This is a genomic window from Ectothiorhodospira variabilis (assembly GCF_022227625.1).
GTDB lineage: Bacteria > Pseudomonadota > Gammaproteobacteria > Ectothiorhodospirales > Ectothiorhodospiraceae > Ectothiorhodospira > Ectothiorhodospira haloalkaliphila.
On the sequence record NZ_JAJNAO010000010.1, the window covers coordinates 36,844 to 52,426 of the forward strand.

Sequence of the window (15,583 nt, forward strand, 5' to 3'; positions counted from 1 at the left end):
CGGTAGAGTGAGGGGTTGCTGTACCAAACCGAGGAGGTTTTAAAGATGAATTTTGAAGAAATGAAGAACATGGGTTCCAACGACCGCATGATTCGTGTCGTCGTGGGCCTGGTGCTGCTGGCCCTGGTTTTTGTCGGCCCGCAAACCCCTTGGGGCTGGCTGGGACTGATCCCTCTGGCCACCGCCACCATTGGTTGGTGCCCGGCTTATAACCTGTTGGGTATGAACACCGATCCCGACAAAGAAGCCTGATTCGCCTTCAGGCTGACCGGGGGACCCCGATCCGCTGATTACGGGGATCGGGCGCGTAAATAAAAAGGGCACGGTATAATCGGCGGCCTAGTGAAACACACCCCGGCCACACGCATACCGAATGCCACAAAACAGCAAGTCCAACCCGCTTGAAGCACTTGAACTCCCCACCGCCGGCCACTTGGCCCGGTGGGGAGGTCTTTCTGGTTCCGCCCTGTGGCTCGCCGTCGCAGAAGCCGCTCGTCGACACCGTGGCGTCTCTCTGCTCATCACGCCAGACACGCAGACTGCCGAGCGTCTTGAACAGGAGATGAATTTCTTCCTGGCCGGCGAGGATCTTCCGACCCTGTCCCTGCCCGATTGGGAAACCCTGCCTTACGACGTGTTTTCTCCCCACGAGGACATCGTCTCCCGGCGACTGGAAACGCTCTACCACCTGCCCGCCCTGAGACGGGGCGCCCTGATCATTCCCGTCACCACGCTCATGCAGCGCCTGCCCCCTCGAGCCTGGCTGCAATCGGAGTGTCTGATGCTGCAACAGGGTGAGCGAATCGACCGGGACAAACTCAGGGAAGGTTTCGAGCAGGCCGGCTATCAGCATGTGAGTCAGGTGATGGAGCACGGGGAATACGCCGTGCGTGGTGCCCTGATGGATGTTTACCCCATGGGCAGCGACGCCCCCTATCGCATCGATCTGCTGGACGACGAGATCGAGACCATCCGCACCTTTGATCCGGAAACCCAGCGCTCACGTGAAACCATCCAGGAAGTGCGCCTGCTGCCCGCCCATGAGTTCCCTCTCAATGAGGCCGGCATCAAGGCCTTCCGCCAGCATTACCGCACCGTGATCGAGGGAGACCCCCAGGCCAGCCACATCTATCGGGAGGTGAGCCAGGGTTCTGCTCCGGCGGGCATCGAGTACTATCTACCGCTGTTCTTCAAGCAGATGGAAACCCTGTTCGACTACCTGCCCGACAATACCCTGGCGGTTCACGTCGGAGATACCCTGGCTGCCGCACAGGCCTTTGCCGATCAAGTGGCCCATCGTTACGAACAGCGCCGTCACGACCGCGAACGCCCCCTGCTCCCCCCCGATAGCCTCTTCCTCGGTGTTGAGGACGTAGCGAACGGCACGCGCGACTGGCCCACGCTGGAACTGACCAGCGAGCCCTTGGAGGACAACGGCCCGGCCAGCACCCACAACGCCAACGCCCATGCCCACGGCGACCTGCGCCTGCAGACTCGCCAGGCCGAGCCTGCCAGGGCACTCAACGACTTTTTCAAGGATTTCCCGGGCCGGGTGCTGCTCATGGCGGAATCCCCCGGGCGTCGAGAGGTACTGCTGGATACCCTGCGACCCTTCGGCATCATTCCGCACCACGTGGAATCCTGGGCCGAATTTCTGGCGTCAGATGCCTCACCGGCCATCACCATCGGCCCCTTGCAATCAGGCCTTTGCCTGCCCGGCGAGGGGATTGCGGTACTTACCGAATCCGAGCTGTTCGGGGAGAAGGCCCGCCAGGAACGTCGTCGACGCAAACCCACCCGGGATGCAGACGCGGTGGTTCGCAACCTCACCGACCTGCACGCAGGCGCCCCCGTGGTCCATGAGGATCATGGCGTGGGGCGTTACCTTGGCCTGCAGAAGATCACCGCCGGTGGTCAGGAAACGGAATTTCTCACCCTGGAATACGCGGGCGGCGACAAACTCTATGTGCCGGTGGCCTCGCTGCATCTGGTGAGCCGTTACACCGGGGCCGACCCCGAACACGCCCCGCTGCACAAGCTGGGAACCGAAACCTGGTCGAAGGCCCGGCGCAAGGCAGCCGAAAAGGCCCGCGACGTGGCCGCAGAGCTCCTGGACATCTATGCCCGCCGGGCGGCGCGCCAGGGCCATGCCTACCAGGCAAGAGGCGCGGAATATACTGCATTTGCCGCCGCCTTCCCGTTCGAGGAAACCCCGGACCAGCTCAGTGCCATCGACGCCGTGCTTGACGACATGGCCTCCGAGCGTCCCATGGACCGGGTGGTCTGCGGGGATGTGGGCTTCGGCAAGACCGAAGTGGCCATGCGGGCGGCCTTTGTGGCCATCCAGGGCGGCAAGCAGGTGGCGGTGCTCGTGCCCACCACCCTGCTGGCCCAGCAGCATGACCAGAACTTCCGCGACCGCTTCGCCGATTGGCCTGTACGCATCGAATCCCTGTCCCGCTTCGGTTCCCAGAAACAGCACCAGGAAGTGATGAAGGGCCTTGAAGATGGCCGGGTGGACATCGTCATCGGCACTCACAAGCTGATCCAGGGCAACCTGCGCTTCAAGAACCTGGGGCTGGTGATCATTGATGAAGAACAGCGCTTCGGGGTCCGCCACAAGGAGCGTTTGAAGTCCCTGCGAGCCGAGGTGGACATGCTCACCCTCACCGCCACGCCCATTCCCCGGACCCTGAACATGGCCCTGTCGGGTCTGCGTGATCTGTCGATCATCGCCACGCCGCCGGAGGAGCGTCTGACCATCAAGACCTTCGTCAGCCAGTGGAACAGTGCCCTGATCCAGGAGGCCTGTCTGCGGGAGATTCGCCGGGGTGGGCAGGTGTACTACCTGCACAACGAGGTTCAGACCATCGAAAAGGCTGCAAGGGAGCTTCAGGAACAGGTCCCGTCAGCCACCATTGGCATTGCCCATGGCCAGATGCGTGAGCGGGAACTGGAACAGGTGATGCTGGATTTCTATCACCGGCGCTACAACGTTCTGGTGTGCACCACCATCATCGAAACCGGCATCGACGTGCCCACCGCCAATACCATCATCATCAACCGGGCCGACAAGATGGGCCTGTCCCAGCTGCACCAGTTGCGGGGGCGAGTGGGACGTAGCCACCATCGCGCCTATGCCTATCTGATCACCCCGCATCCGTCGGGCATGACCAAGGATGCCGTCAAACGACTGGAGGCCATCGAGTCCCTGGAGGACCTGGGGGTCGGCTTCACCCTGGCCAGCCACGATCTGGAGATCCGGGGTGCCGGCGAATTGCTGGGGGACGAGCAGAGTGGACAAATCCAGGAGATCGGCTTCACCCTTTACAACGAACTGCTGGACCGGGCTGTCAAAGCCCTCAAGGAAGGCAAGGTCCCCGACCTGGATCACACCACATCCGATACCACGGAGGTGGACCTGGGTCTGCCGGCACTGCTACCCGATGACTATGTACCCGACATCCACACGCGCCTGATCCTCTACAAGCGCCTGTCTGCCTGCCAGGACACGGACCAACTCAGGGAGATGGAAGTGGAGATGGTGGACCGTTTCGGACTGCTGCCGGCGCAGGCCAAGAACCTGGTGGAGGCCACGCGGCTGAAGCTGAGGCTGCAGCCCCTGGGGGCGCGCAAACTGGAAGTCGGGCCCAAGGGTGGCAGGCTGATCTTCCACACCAACCCATCGGTGGACCCGATGAGCGTGATCCAGCTGGTGCAATCCCAGCCCGAAAGCTTCCGTCTTGATGGCCAGGATACGTTGCGCTTCAACGCCGAAATGGAGAGTCTGGATCAGCGCGTCGAGAGCGTAAACCAGTTGCTGGGGCGGCTGCAGATCAAGCAGGATGCCGCGGCCTGAGCGCGGCCCTCACCCCAACCCCTCTCCCGCTTGCGGGAGAGGGGTTGGGCGACCCAAATCATGCCCGCCCGTAGGTATCTTCAAACCGGACAATATCATCCTCCCCCAGGTAACTCCCCGACTGCACCTCGATGAGTTCCAGGGGGATCTTGCCCGGGTTCTCCAGCCGATGCGTCACCCCCAGCGGGATGAAGGTGGACTGGTTCTCCGTGAGCACGAACTGCTCCTCGCCCCGGGTGATGCGTGCAGTGCCCCTCACCACCACCCAGTGTTCGGCCCGGTGATAATGCATTTGCAGTGACAAGGTCTCACCCGGCTTCACCGTGATCCGCTTCACCTGAAAACGCGAGGCCATGTCGATCTGTTCGTAGGTTCCCCAGGGACGTGCCACACAGCGGTGATTCTCCGATTCCTGTCGACCATCGGCCTTCAGGCGTGCCACCACTTCTTTCACATCCTGACTGCGGTCTTTGTGCATCACGAGCACCGCATCGGAGGTCTCCACCACGATCAGATCCTCCACACCCACGGCCGCCACCAGGCGATGACTGCCGTGCACATAGCAATTGCGGGCACCCACCGTCATCACATCGCCCACAGCCACGTTGCCATCCCCGTTCTGCTTGCCCACCGACCATAGCGACTCCCAGGAGCCCACATCGCTCCAGCCGGCATCCAGGGGTACCATGACCGCACGGCGTGTTTTCTCCATCACCGCATAGTCGATGGACTCGGAACGACAGGCGGCGAAGGCCTCCCGGTCCACCCGCAAAAAGTCCAGATCTGCCTGCGTGCCCTCCATGGCACGACGACAGGCCTCCAGGATATCCGGTGCATGCTGCTCAAGCTCCTCCAGATACGCCGAGGCGCGAAACACGAACATGCCACTGTTCCAGTAATAATCTCCGGAGGCCAGATAGTCCTCGGCAGTGGACCGATCAGGTTTTTCCACGAACGCCTTCACCGGCGCGCCAGAGCGATCCTTGACGTGATCCGCAAGGATATACCCGTAACCTGTATGGGGCTCGGTGGGCACCACGCCAAAGGTCACCAGATCACCGTCCTCGGCCAGGGATACGGCCTCATCCAGGGCCTTTTGAAAGGCCTCCACATCGGCAACCAGATGGTCCGCAGGCATCACCACCATGACCGGATCGCCCCCGGACGCCGTCTGCTCCAGTGCCGCCAATGCCACCGCCGGGGCGGTATTGCGGCCCACCGGCTCCAGGATGATCTGGCATGGGTCCACACCCGTCTGCCGCAATTGCTCGGCCACCAGGAAGCGGTGCGCTTCGTTGCACACGACAACGGGGGCTACCAGAGCAGTGTCCTTGGGCAGTCGCTCCAGTGTCGCCTGAAGCATGGTCTGACCCTGACCCGTCAGGGGTAAGAACTGCTTGGGGTAGTGCTGGCGCGACATGGGCCACAGCCGCGTACCGGCGCCACCGGAAAGGATCACAGGAACAATACCCACGGAGGTCTCCATATTGATTCATCCAATTATGAGCTTTACTCGCCAGACCCGTTATGGGGACGCCTGTCAGTCACCGCGTCTCACCCGGTCACTCATCATGATGCCAATCCACCGGGTATCCCGCTGCGCCTCCAAGGCCAACTTGGCGATCATGGTCAGCGGAATGGACAATATCATCCCCACCGGGCCGAACACCCAACCCCACACCAGCAATGACACCAGCACGATCACCGGCGACAACCCCAGCGTGCGCCCCATGAAACGCGGCTCCAGAACACTGCCAATGGTGACGTTCACGGCTACATAGAGGCCAAGCACCATCAGCGCCTCGGGGATACCCATCCCCAGCAACGCGATCAAAAGCGCGGGCGCCGCCGCGATGATGGAACCCACATTGGGGATGAAATTCAGCAAACCGGCCAGAATGCCCCAGAGCACGGCGAAGTCGACCCCAATCAACGCGAGGCCCGCCCAGATGACAATGCCCGTCGTGAAGCTGGCCGCACTCTTGATCAACAGGTAGCGATACACAGACCGCAGGAAACGGCGCATGCGAACGCGGGCCCGAGGGCGCCCCGGGAAGGCCGCATTGAGTTTGGCAGCCAGCGTACGTTCCTCCAGCAACAGAAACATGTAAGCCAGCAGGACCAGGAAAGTACTCGCGGTGAACGCCCCCAAGCCCCCCGCAATCCCTCGAGCCGCACTGGTCAACGTCGCCGCTCCCGGTAAGGAGACCTCCTCCGGTAACGCCTCCACCGGCAAGCCCCTTGCCTCGAAAGCCTCCCGCAGATCCACCAACCACTGCTCCAGGCGCTCCTGGTAAAGCGGCGCCTGACTGGCCATGTTTTCAGCCGCCCCCCTCAAGGCCAGAAACAGCAGGAAGAACGTGAATCCCACACAAAGAAAGAGAATGAGCACAGCCAGGGCACCAGGTACTCCGCGGCGTTCCATCCAGGTGAGCGGCGGTGCTGAGATGATGGCCAGGAATGCCGCTAGCAGGAAAGGCGTGAGTATGTGGCTCACCTCCCTGAGCCCGGCGAGGATGACCACGACCGCAGCGGCGCCCAGCAACCAGTGCCAGGTGCCGAGGTTTTCGCTTGAGGAGAAGGGTATGGATTTACTGAACCGCTCGGGTATCACGATCGTATGGCCGCCTGGAAGGCTTGAGAAGTGGAGATTTTATCTGTTGAACGATACACAAACCCAGGAAGCACTGCATCCGGAAAATCCCTTCATTCACCCACCCAGGGCCACCACCTGAGCTGAACACGAACCGGGCTGTCCAAAACGCACAAGGGACCCTTGCGGGTCCCCTGTGATACTGCTTCAGGTTTTCAGCAGGCCTGAGCCCGTTCCAACCTTAGATACCAGCCGCTTCCTCGGCTGCGTCATCATCGAAGTCATCCGCAGAGATGTCGGGATCCACTTGGGTCTCGCTCAACTCGGCATCGGCTTCTGTAGGTGCCCAGCCCTCACGCCGCTGCACGCGGTTGAGTTCGGGGTAGTCTGCCAACATGTTGGCCCCATCCAGAGGCAGTTGCAGGCCGTTGTGGCAGGTGGCGCAGTTGGTCTTGGGTGCATCACCCAGGGGGCCCAACTGGGTGTCCGGATACACCGGCTGCAGCGGATCCAGATAGTCCACGTTCAGCGCCCGAACCATCTCGAGGCCGTGCCATGCCGTCACACGCTCCGGCGGGCTGGTTTGCCAGTCCGGGAAGTTGTTCGTGTTGTGGCAGGTCGTGCAGTTGGCACCCAGCGCCTTGGACATGTGGATCATCAGACCATAGCCCCACTCGGCGTCCATGACGTTATGGGGATTGTCTCCCATGGGCAGCGTGGAACGCGGGGTTACACGCAGATCCTTGGGATCATCCGCCAGGAACGCACTGAACACGTCGTTGGGCAGCGATGTGGAGGCCACATTCGGACCAGCTAGGTTCTGGCCCATCCGGCTCGCGGCCACACCACCGGCCTGTCTCGGGCCCGGGTCCTCGAACCAGATCTCCGCAGGCACGGGCTGACCCATGTGGCAGGTGTAGCACGTCACACCCGTTTCACCCACGTGGGCATCCCACTCGGTGTTGATGGTCTTGGTCATCTCGAGCATGTTGCGGGAGACAATCTTGGTGTAGATGTTCTCATCCGCGAAGTCACCCGGCACGTGGCAGTAGTTACAACCCTGTTCCGGCGACACCCAGGCGGTGATCGCGTTCATCAGGCGGTTGAACTCCGCAATGCTGAGATCGCCCAGCACTTCCACACTGGAGTAGATATCCCCAGCGCGCGGGCCAGCATCACTTGCCGGCGGTTCGGCATCCGGGATGACCATGTCAACACGCTTTCTGGCCTCCAGATGACGCTTGGTCACCTGCTCCATGCCCAGTCCGCGATAGCCCTTCTGCTCGGTTTCAATTCCAACTGGCAGTTCACAGCCAGTCACCAGGAGTGCAGCACCTGTCAGTGCTGCCACTGTCACAGTTTTGCGCGTAATGGTATTCATTGCGACATCCCTTGAAGCATGGCTGGATCTTCGACGGGCGGATAGATGTTCGGATACGACGGTGCGACGCCGTGATCAATCGCCCACATGTACCAGTTATCAACCACCGTGCCCGTGAGCAGAATGCCGATACCGCCGGTAATCACGGTCAGGACGGCGAACCACCAGGCCCAGCGGTGGATGGATTCCATGGTGGCATTGAAGCCCATGGTCCAGCGCCAGAACAGAGCGGCACGATCGGAAGCTGTACCGCGGTCAGTGATTTGCTCGATTTCGCGCTCACCGCCGTACCGGCCCACTGCCAGAACCGTTGCACCATGCATGGCAAACAGCAGCGCCGAGCCATACAGGAAGGCAATGGAGAGCATGTGGAACGGGTTGTAGTACAGGTTGCCGTACTTCAGGGAGAAGGCCGTCGTCCAGTCCAGGTGAGGGAAAATGCCGAACGGAACCGCTTCGGACCAGTCACCCATCAACAGCGGACGGAAGAAGCCCAGGGACAGATACAGGAAGATCGCCGCCGCGAACGCCCAGGCCACATGCGTGCCCAGGTTCAGCGCCCGTGCCCGACGATAGACACGTACCCACCACAGCAGGATCGAAGCCGTGAGGAAGAATCCTGCCATCTGCCACCAGCCACCTTCAGCCAGCGGCGCAATGCCCAGACCATACTCCGCCTGCGGCGGCTCCAGACCCAGATAGAACAGTTGACGTACAAACTGCGCGGGATCCCAGTTCACCTGGGCCCAAAAGTTGAAACCAATGATCAGGATTGCGATCAAACCAAAGAGGATCGAGAACAGGCCCGTATAACCCAGATAGATGGGGCCAATTTGGGCGTTTCCGAACCGGCCGGCTAGATGCATCAGCATCGGCTTGCCGATTCGCTCCCGTTCATTTTCCAGCGGGACGCCGGCCTCAGGCTCCGCCTGGACCTGCACTCGATTGAATATATTTTGATATTCGGCCATTGTGGTCCCCTTACATTAAGCCCAGATCGGAAGGTTAAGCCACCAGTTCCACCATTCCGGCCAGCTGCGGGTCCAGAAGGGACCACTCAGAATGATGCACACGGCGCTCCAGAAAGCGGCATTCAAGGCCAGGAAGAGACCCAGACGATGCACACCAAGGGCGCCAATGGAGTAGCCGACGGTGTCACGGAAGAAGGTATCTTCGTATTCGGGAGTCTTGACGGCCTCGCCCTTCTTCGGGTTGGTCACGGACAGGATCAAGCCGCCATGCAGCGACAAGGCCAGGGCCGTGGTAAAGAAGAAGGTGATGGCCAGCATGTGTGCCGGGTTATAGTGGAAGTGCAGGAACTGGTAACCGACGTTGGACACCCAGTCCAGGTGGCTCATGATCCCGTAGGGGAAACCATGACCCCAGGCACCCAGCAGAACCGGGCGGATGACCACCAACGCGACATAGGCAAAGATCGCAACACCGAACGCGATCGGCACATGGTAGCCCATGCCCAGTTTGTTACAGATTTCTACCTGGCGAAGTGCCCAGGAGACAAACGCACCGATGGCGCAGATGGTAATGAATTGCCATAGGCCGCCCTCAGCAAGAGGAGCCAGACCCAGGCCATAACTCAAGTCAGGTGGGGCGATATTAATCTGCCAGATATTCCAGGTTGGGCCCATCGCCGCGCCCCAGACGATCAGCAGCGTTCCCAGCGCTGCGAAGATGGCCGTTAGCACCCCAAAAAAACCAACGTAGAATGGGCCTACCCAGAAGTCAAATAGATTGCCCCCAATCAACGTCCCCCCGCGTACGCGGTATCTCTTCTCAAAGCTCAGCATGGACATTCCTAGAACCTCCGGTCAGAAGGCACCGGCCGGAGATTCCGGCCGCTGCCCTATACTCTCAACACTCTGGTCAACGTATTGGCCCAGATACCGGGCGGGATGAATATTTCACAGCCATTATCCCGCCCGGGAGCGTGGGCATCAGACGTCTTCAGCCCAGGGTTGACTTGCCTGTCTGAGCCTGCACCGCAACCTGCTCGGTCGTATCGACCAGAGAGGCGCTGTGCATCCAGTTGAAGCGCTCGGTGCTCAACAGGATGAAGTGGATCAGAAGAGCCAGCACGGCCAGGAACGCAAACAGGGCAACCAGCGCTCTGCGCGGATCGAACAGCAGCCAAACACGCCACATATTGAAATCTCCTATATTGGAAAGAAACTGCTTTTAATGCTTCGCTAAAGGTACGGCTTAAGACTCGATTCGCCTTTCAGGCGAAGCGTCTTACCAAGCCACACCCCAGGGACGCCACATCCAGGCCAGAACGTGGGCCACAGCGGCAACCGCCAGGAAGCCCATCATGCTGGTCATGAAGACGCCATGAAACTCCATGGCCTCCTCTTCATTCAGCCCCGAGAGCGAACCTTTCGTTTCATCAACCATTTAAATACCCTCCAAATGAGCCTAATTGGCAAATACCGCGTTGACTCAACGCGATCACTTACGTCGCAGTAAACCTTACACTACGACAGGTTCAACGATCGTGATCCAGAACAGGTAAATCCCCGAATCTGGTCGAAGCCATCCGAGAACGGAGGTTCCTCCATCTCTGCAGCCCCCACCACGATCGACCCATAACCTCCCCTCTGGGAGGTCATGATCGCCGCCGCCAGGCCCTTGACACAGCCCACTCGGCAACAATCAAGAAAAACCGCGTTCATGCCACGCTCCCGGCCGACACACCAGCCGCGCTCTGCGTCACACGTTCCAAGGTCACACGCTCCTCACCTGCCTTGCGGGCGGCGCCTTCAATGGCGTCCCGCAATCTCTTGGCCGCAGAAATACGGGTGAGCACAGGATAGGAATCCACCAGTTTGTCCAGCGCCGCCTTGGCATCGTCATCCCAGGAGAGTTCACGGTGCATCCGCGTGGGCGTGGCATCCACTCGATCCAGATCCGTCCCAAGAGGCAGAATGTGGAACAAGGCATCAAACAATGAGTTGCACACCTCCTGCACGAGGTAGGTGGCACCGGCGTAGCCCATGAACGGGGTCCCCGTGTGACGCCGCACGATGGCGCCCGGGAAAGAGACCGGGATGTACATGGCCCGACCACCGATCTCCGACAAGTACATGCGTTCGTTGTAGCTTCCGAATAACACCAGTGGGGTCTTTTCGTGCACCGCCTTGCGCACGGCCGCGTTATCCGGCTTGACACCCGCGCTACGCGAGAAGGAGAAGTGACAGGGCATGCCCATCTCGTCTTCCAGGAAATGCCGTATCCCCCGGGCATAGGTTTCAGTTGCCACGATGCCGAAGCTGGCCGTACCGAAGAAGTCCTGCGTCACCGACCGCCACAGATCCCACACAGGCTTGATGGTGGTGTGCTTTTCCTTCTCGATGAATGGCTCCGGATCCAGATCCAGCAACTCGCCCAGCTTGTGCAGAAACTTTGTGGTGCTGTGCAGGCCCACGGGTGCCTGCAGATAGGGACGCTCCAGGGTCTCGCAAAGCTGGCGCCCGAATTCCCGGTACAGACAGACATTCACTTCGGCGTCCGCGAGCCGCGGCACTTCTGCCAGGTGGCTACCCAGGGGGAACACCATGTTCACCTCGGCGCCAATCCCTTCGATCAGGCGACGAATCTCAGCCAGATCCGATGGCATGTTGAAGTTGCCATAGCTGGGGCCGATGATATTGACCTTGGGCTTTTCGCCCGCCTTGCGCGCCTTCAACTCAGGGACCTTTTTCAATCCGTACTGGGTCCAGAGCCAGTTCAAGGCACGGTCGGAGCACTGCCACTGATCTTCATCGATGGTGCGAGGCAGGAAACGCTGGATGTTCGTTCCTTCCGGCGTGACACCCCCACCAATCATCTCTGCAATCGATCCTGTCACCACCACTGCCGGCAACTCGGGATCAAGCGTGCTGTGGGCCCGCTTCATGGCCTCTTCAGTTCCGCTCTGACCCAGCTCTTCTTCGCCCAGACCGGTCACCGCAATGGGCAACTCATGGGGCGGCAGGGCATCGGTGTAATGAAGCACCGAGGTGACGGGCAGATTCTCGCAGCCTACGGGACCATCAATGATGACCTGCAGGCCCTTGATGGCACTGAACACATAGACTGCGCCCCAGTAACCACCCGCGCGATCCAGATCCTGTACCAGCATCAGACTGCCCCCCCTTTTCTGGAGGCCTTGCGCTGTCTGGCCAAACGGTCACGGTATTCAGCCTCATCCTGCGGTACGTGATCCCAGACACCTGCATTGGCACCCTTGCCCACATCACCGAAGAAGGCCTTCATCCGATCGAAACGCGCCTGGTTGCCCAGCGCTGAATTGATCACCTGGGCCAGGGAGCCGGCGCCGGCAGGTCCCATCAAGGGACGAGCTGAAATCAGGTTGGTGAAGTACAGGGCAGGAATCGCGCGCTCCTTGGCGTGCTGCACCACCGGTGTTGTACCGATAGCCAGATCCGGACCAAATTCCTCAATGGCGGCAATATCCTGCTCCAGAGTGGCGCGATACTGAACACGCACACCCTTGGCCTCCAGCCACTCCCGATCCGATGCGGACCAGGGCGTTTTGGGGCAGGCCGTGCCCACATAAGGGACATCCGCGCCGCTTTCGATCAGCAGACGGGCCACGAGGAGTTCCGAACCCTCGTAACCGGAAACCGTGATCCGGCCCTTGATGGGCGCACTGCTCAAGGCACCCTTGATCGCTGGCAGGAAGCGGTTCTTGGCCGCGTCCGCCGCGGCCTGCTTCACACCGCACGCCTGACCAATGGCGTCCAGCCATGCCGCTGTCCCGTCGTACCCCACCGGGGCAGAGCCAACCACCTCACGGCCCGCAGCATTCAGTTCGCGAACGGACTCGGTATAAAACGGGTGAATGGCAGCGCCCACAGCGCAATCGAGAGCTGCATAGAGCTCGCGCCACTCGCGGGTCGGCACCACCGGCCCGGTCGCCAGACCCAAAGGCTCGAGCATGGCGCCCAAACCCATGGGATCGGCCGGGAACATTTCACCCAGCAGCGTCACGGTGGGTTTGTCCTTGCGGCCCTCGCGCGGAGCCTGCACCGGGCCCTGTTCTGCCTCGCCCCGGGCATAGCGCAACATGGTGCCCGCCAAAAGATCCTTCGCCTCGGCATGGGTGCCGACCCCAAAGCCCGGAACATCCAGTCCGATGATGCGAACTCCATTGATCTCCTTGGGCAGCAGCCGGAGCGGCACACCGGAAGCTGAGGGCACACACAGATTGATGATCACCACAGCATCGTTTACTGCGGGGTCGGCCAACTGGTGCACGGCCTCGCGGATATCCTCGAACAGCTTGCCGGTGACCAGGGTTTCGGAGTCGAAGGGGACGTAATTGACGGTGCGACGCGCACCATAGAAATGCGACGTAAAGCTCAGCCCATAGACACAACACGCGGAGCCGGAAAGCACTGTGGCGGTGCGACGCATGCGCAGACCCACACGCAGGGATCCGAACGCCGGGCACATGCTCTGAGGCTGATCATGAGGGCCCTTGGCCGACTTACCCGAGTGTGAACCTTGGGCACTTTGCGCGGTCTCTACAGTCACGGGGATGGTTTCAACCGATGTTCTCTCCGAGGCGTTGTAAACACCGGAAGCAGATACACCCTCTCCCGCGCCGGAGGCGGTCTCAGCGAGACTGGCGTCGCCCGGGTGACCGCGATGTCCTTCAGACATCGTCATAGATCACCTCGAGGGATGGCTTCTTGACGATGGTGCCACCATGCATGTCTTCCTGGGTGGCCGGTTCGAGCACCACATCACGACCAACCTCTTCGCTGGTGAACAGACCCAGAAGCTCGTCCTGGCTCAGCGGATGAGGCTGCCTGGGTGGCGCTTCGGCCACCTGCGTGGCCAGTTCGGCGAACAGCGGACCCCATTCCCCATCGGGATGGGCCACGATCTGGTAGTTGGCGCTCTTGCGGCGGATGTCTTCATTGGCTGGGATTGCCGCGAGAATCGGGATGTCGGCTGCCTTGGCGAAGGCCTGAGCCTCGCCGGTACCGTCATCCTTGTTGATCACGATGCCTGCAACCCCCACGTTGCCACCCAAACGGCGGAAGTATTCCACTGCCGAGCAGACGTTATTCACCACATACAGGGACTGCAGGTCATTGGAGCCGACCACGATGACCTTCTGACACAGGTCACGGGCAATGGGCAGGCCAAAGCCGCCACAGACTACATCACCCAGGAAGTCCAGAAGAACGTAGTCGAAACCCCACTCATGGAAACCCAGCTTCTCGAGGATCTCGAAGCCGTGGATAATGCCACGCCCCCCGCAGCCGCGCCCTACTTCGGGCCCGCCCAGTTCCATCGCAAACACGCCACCCCGCTTGAAGCAGACGTCACCGATCTCCACCTGCTCGCCCGCCTGTTTCTTGCGGGCCGCGGTATCAATGATGGTCGGGCAGGCACGCCCACCGAACAACAGAGAGGTGGTATCGCTCTTGGGGTCGCAACCGATGAGCAGCACGCGCTTGCCCTGCTGCGCCATCATGTAGGAAAGATTGGAGAGGGTGAAGCTCTTGCCAATCCCGCCCTTACCGTAGATGGCGATAATCTGGGTTTCTTTGGCGGAAGAGCTCTGCACGCTAACGTCCCCTTCGGGCTGACTGGAGTCCATGCCGGCCCCGGAACGGAGCTGGCCACGGAGGCTTTCAAGTGATACGGAGGATTGGCCGTCTGCCTTCTTCACTGGCCACTCCTCCAGTCGAGGATCATCTTCAGACACTGGGGGTCACCAAAGGCGATGCGGTAAGCCTCATTTGCCTGGGCCGCCTGATACCGATGGGTAATCAAGCCTTTCAAGGATAACCCACCCGACTCAATGAGCTTCTTGACCTCAATCAGATCCGATGCATGCCACTCAGCCGCACATCGGATCCTGGCCTCGCGCATGAAGGCAGGGGGGAACTCGAAACTCAGCGGCTGGCTGTAGAAGCCAGCCAGGATGACTTCCCCACCGCGCGCCAGGCGAGCGACCAGGGTATCCAGGATCTTTGAATCACCACTGACATCCACGATACAGCGATAATCCCGGCGCTCATCTTTATCCGGGTGGACCACCGTGTAGCCCTCGGCACCGAGGGCCCGTTCGGCATCCAGTTCCCAGACCACCGGTTGCCCACCGGCCGCCACGACGACGCGGGCCAGCAAGCGACCCAGCACACCGTGACCAACGATCAGTTCAGGCAGGGCGGCCTTGTCCAGCCCATCCACCGGCTTACCCTGAAAGATGGCGTGATAGGCCGTGGCCGCCAGCGCCAGGAGGACACCTTCCTCACCCAGATCATCCGGCAGCGGCACCACCTTTGCGCCCGGCACCACCACGCGGGAGGCGGCACCGCCGAAAAGACCGCGAACCTCGCCATAACAGGCTGCGCCCGGCACAAAGACCTCTTCACCCACCTGCCGACCCGACTCAGGACCGGCAGCAGCGATGCGCCCCACCGATTCGTAACCGGGCACCAGGGGATAGCCCATGCCGGGAAAGCTGGGCATGCGTCCGGTCCACAGCAGGCGCTCCGTGCCGGTACTGATACCACTGAAGGCAATATCAACGACCACGTCAGCATCGCCTGGAACGGACAGGTCCAGCTCACTGATCACAAGATGCTCAGGCTTTTCGATGACGACGGCTGTCGCTTTCATGGCAATTTGACCCGGGGCGTTCTTGCCCCTACGAGATATGCGTGTAAGTCTAGCGTGACCCTAGAGGTTGTCAACCCAAACTAACACGCAC

At 60.9% G+C, this 15,583-nt stretch carries 13 protein-coding genes; 2 read left to right on the forward strand and 11 right to left on the reverse strand.

Features of this window, described 5'->3' with window-relative positions; translation table 11 throughout:
* Nucleotides 1–45: 45 nt before the first annotated feature.
* Both LPW30_RS10925 and mfd read left to right on the forward strand, forming a co-directional pair.
* On the forward strand, nucleotides 46–252 hold the full coding sequence (locus LPW30_RS10925) for a YgaP family membrane protein (RefSeq protein ID WP_026623619.1): 207 nt from the start codon (nucleotides 46–48) through the stop codon (nucleotides 250–252).
* Between the two features lie 121 nt (nucleotides 253–373).
* Nucleotides 374–3,859 (forward strand): transcription-repair coupling factor, encoded by a 3,486-nt coding sequence (mfd, locus tag LPW30_RS10930; protein WP_239680868.1) that lies wholly within the window; start codon nucleotides 374–376, stop codon nucleotides 3,857–3,859.
* A gap of 58 nt (nucleotides 3,860–3,917) precedes the next feature.
* Here the strand turns inward: mfd and LPW30_RS10935 are convergent, their stop codons facing one another.
* The 11 genes from LPW30_RS10935 to bchC form a co-directional block, all read right to left on the reverse strand.
* Complete coding sequence (locus LPW30_RS10935) at nucleotides 3,918–5,345, reverse strand: mannose-1-phosphate guanylyltransferase/mannose-6-phosphate isomerase (protein ID WP_239680869.1); 1,428 nt, start codon at nucleotides 5,343–5,345, stop codon at nucleotides 3,918–3,920.
* A gap of 54 nt (nucleotides 5,346–5,399) precedes the next feature.
* Complete coding sequence (locus LPW30_RS10940) at nucleotides 5,400–6,473, reverse strand: AI-2E family transporter (RefSeq protein WP_025281943.1); 1,074 nt, start codon at nucleotides 6,471–6,473, stop codon at nucleotides 5,400–5,402.
* Nucleotides 6,474–6,693: 220 nt separating this feature from the next.
* Entirely contained in the window at nucleotides 6,694–7,773 is a 1,080-nt protein-coding gene (gene pufC, locus LPW30_RS10945; RefSeq protein WP_239680870.1) for a photosynthetic reaction center cytochrome PufC, read from the reverse strand.
* Nucleotides 7,774–7,829: 56 nt separating this feature from the next.
* On the reverse strand, nucleotides 7,830–8,804 hold the full coding sequence (gene pufM, locus LPW30_RS10950; RefSeq protein WP_025281945.1) for a photosynthetic reaction center subunit M: 975 nt from the start codon (nucleotides 8,802–8,804) through the stop codon (nucleotides 7,830–7,832).
* Nucleotides 8,805–8,819: 15 nt separating this feature from the next.
* Complete coding sequence (pufL, locus tag LPW30_RS10955; RefSeq protein ID WP_238625085.1) at nucleotides 8,820–9,644, reverse strand: photosynthetic reaction center subunit L; 825 nt, start codon at nucleotides 9,642–9,644, stop codon at nucleotides 8,820–8,822.
* Between the two features lie 151 nt (nucleotides 9,645–9,795).
* Nucleotides 9,796–9,993 (reverse strand): light-harvesting antenna LH1, alpha subunit, encoded by a 198-nt coding sequence (gene pufA, locus LPW30_RS10960; RefSeq protein ID WP_025281947.1) that lies wholly within the window; start codon nucleotides 9,991–9,993, stop codon nucleotides 9,796–9,798.
* 90 nt (nucleotides 9,994–10,083) lie between these two features.
* Nucleotides 10,084–10,242, reverse strand: a complete 159-nt coding sequence (gene pufB, locus LPW30_RS10965; RefSeq protein ID WP_025281025.1) for a light-harvesting antenna LH1, beta subunit — start codon at nucleotides 10,240–10,242, stop codon at nucleotides 10,084–10,086.
* A 274-nt stretch (nucleotides 10,243–10,516) separates the two neighbouring features.
* Nucleotides 10,517–11,968 carry a chlorophyllide a reductase subunit Z gene (gene bchZ / locus LPW30_RS10970; RefSeq protein ID WP_025281948.1) on the reverse strand — a complete coding sequence of 484 codons (1,452 nt, stop codon included), beginning with the start codon at nucleotides 11,966–11,968 and terminating at the stop codon, nucleotides 10,517–10,519.
* The gene (gene bchY / locus LPW30_RS10975; RefSeq protein WP_420796958.1) at nucleotides 11,968–13,521 is read right to left on the reverse strand and encodes a chlorophyllide a reductase subunit Y; all 1,554 of its coding nucleotides are present in this window, start codon (nucleotides 13,519–13,521) and stop codon (nucleotides 11,968–11,970) included. The genes bchZ and bchY overlap by 1 nt, the downstream gene beginning before the upstream one ends.
* Complete coding sequence (locus LPW30_RS10980) at nucleotides 13,508–14,464, reverse strand: chlorophyllide a reductase iron protein subunit X (RefSeq protein ID WP_051582623.1); 957 nt, start codon at nucleotides 14,462–14,464, stop codon at nucleotides 13,508–13,510. The genes bchY and LPW30_RS10980 overlap by 14 nt, the downstream gene beginning before the upstream one ends.
* A gap of 68 nt (nucleotides 14,465–14,532) precedes the next feature.
* Entirely contained in the window at nucleotides 14,533–15,492 is a 960-nt protein-coding gene (gene bchC / locus LPW30_RS10985; RefSeq protein ID WP_239680872.1) for a chlorophyll synthesis pathway protein BchC, read from the reverse strand.
* Nucleotides 15,493–15,583 lie beyond the last annotated feature (91 nt).

Excerpts from the sequence above, each read along its gene's own strand:
- mfd (WP_239680868.1), top strand. The coding sequence starts at position 374 with ATGCCACAAAACAGCAAGTCCAACCCGCTTGAAGCACTTGAACTCCCC.
- LPW30_RS10935 (WP_239680869.1), bottom strand. The coding sequence starts at position 5,345 with ATGGAGACCTCCGTGGGTATTGTTCCTGTGATCCTTTCCGGTGGCGCC.
- pufA (WP_025281947.1), bottom strand. The coding sequence starts at position 9,993 with ATGTGGCGTGTTTGGCTGCTGTTCGATCCGCGCAGAGCGCTGGTTGCC.
- bchC (WP_239680872.1), bottom strand. The coding sequence starts at position 15,492 with ATGAAAGCGACAGCCGTCGTCATCGAAAAGCCTGAGCATCTTGTGATC.
- bchY (WP_420796958.1), bottom strand. The coding sequence starts at position 13,521 with ATGACGATGTCTGAAGGACATCGCGGTCACCCGGGCGACGCCAGTCTC.
- LPW30_RS10980 (WP_051582623.1), bottom strand. The coding sequence starts at position 14,464 with ATGGACTCCAGTCAGCCCGAAGGGGACGTTAGCGTGCAGAGCTCTTCC.
- bchZ (WP_025281948.1), bottom strand. The coding sequence starts at position 11,968 with ATGCTGGTACAGGATCTGGATCGCGCGGGTGGTTACTGGGGCGCAGTC.
- pufB (WP_025281025.1), bottom strand. The coding sequence starts at position 10,242 with ATGGTTGATGAAACGAAAGGTTCGCTCTCGGGGCTGAATGAAGAGGAG.
- pufL (WP_238625085.1), bottom strand. The coding sequence starts at position 9,644 with ATGTCCATGCTGAGCTTTGAGAAGAGATACCGCGTACGCGGGGGGACG.
- pufM (WP_025281945.1), bottom strand. The coding sequence starts at position 8,804 with ATGGCCGAATATCAAAATATATTCAATCGAGTGCAGGTCCAGGCGGAG.
- LPW30_RS10925 (WP_026623619.1), top strand. The coding sequence starts at position 46 with ATGAATTTTGAAGAAATGAAGAACATGGGTTCCAACGACCGCATGATT.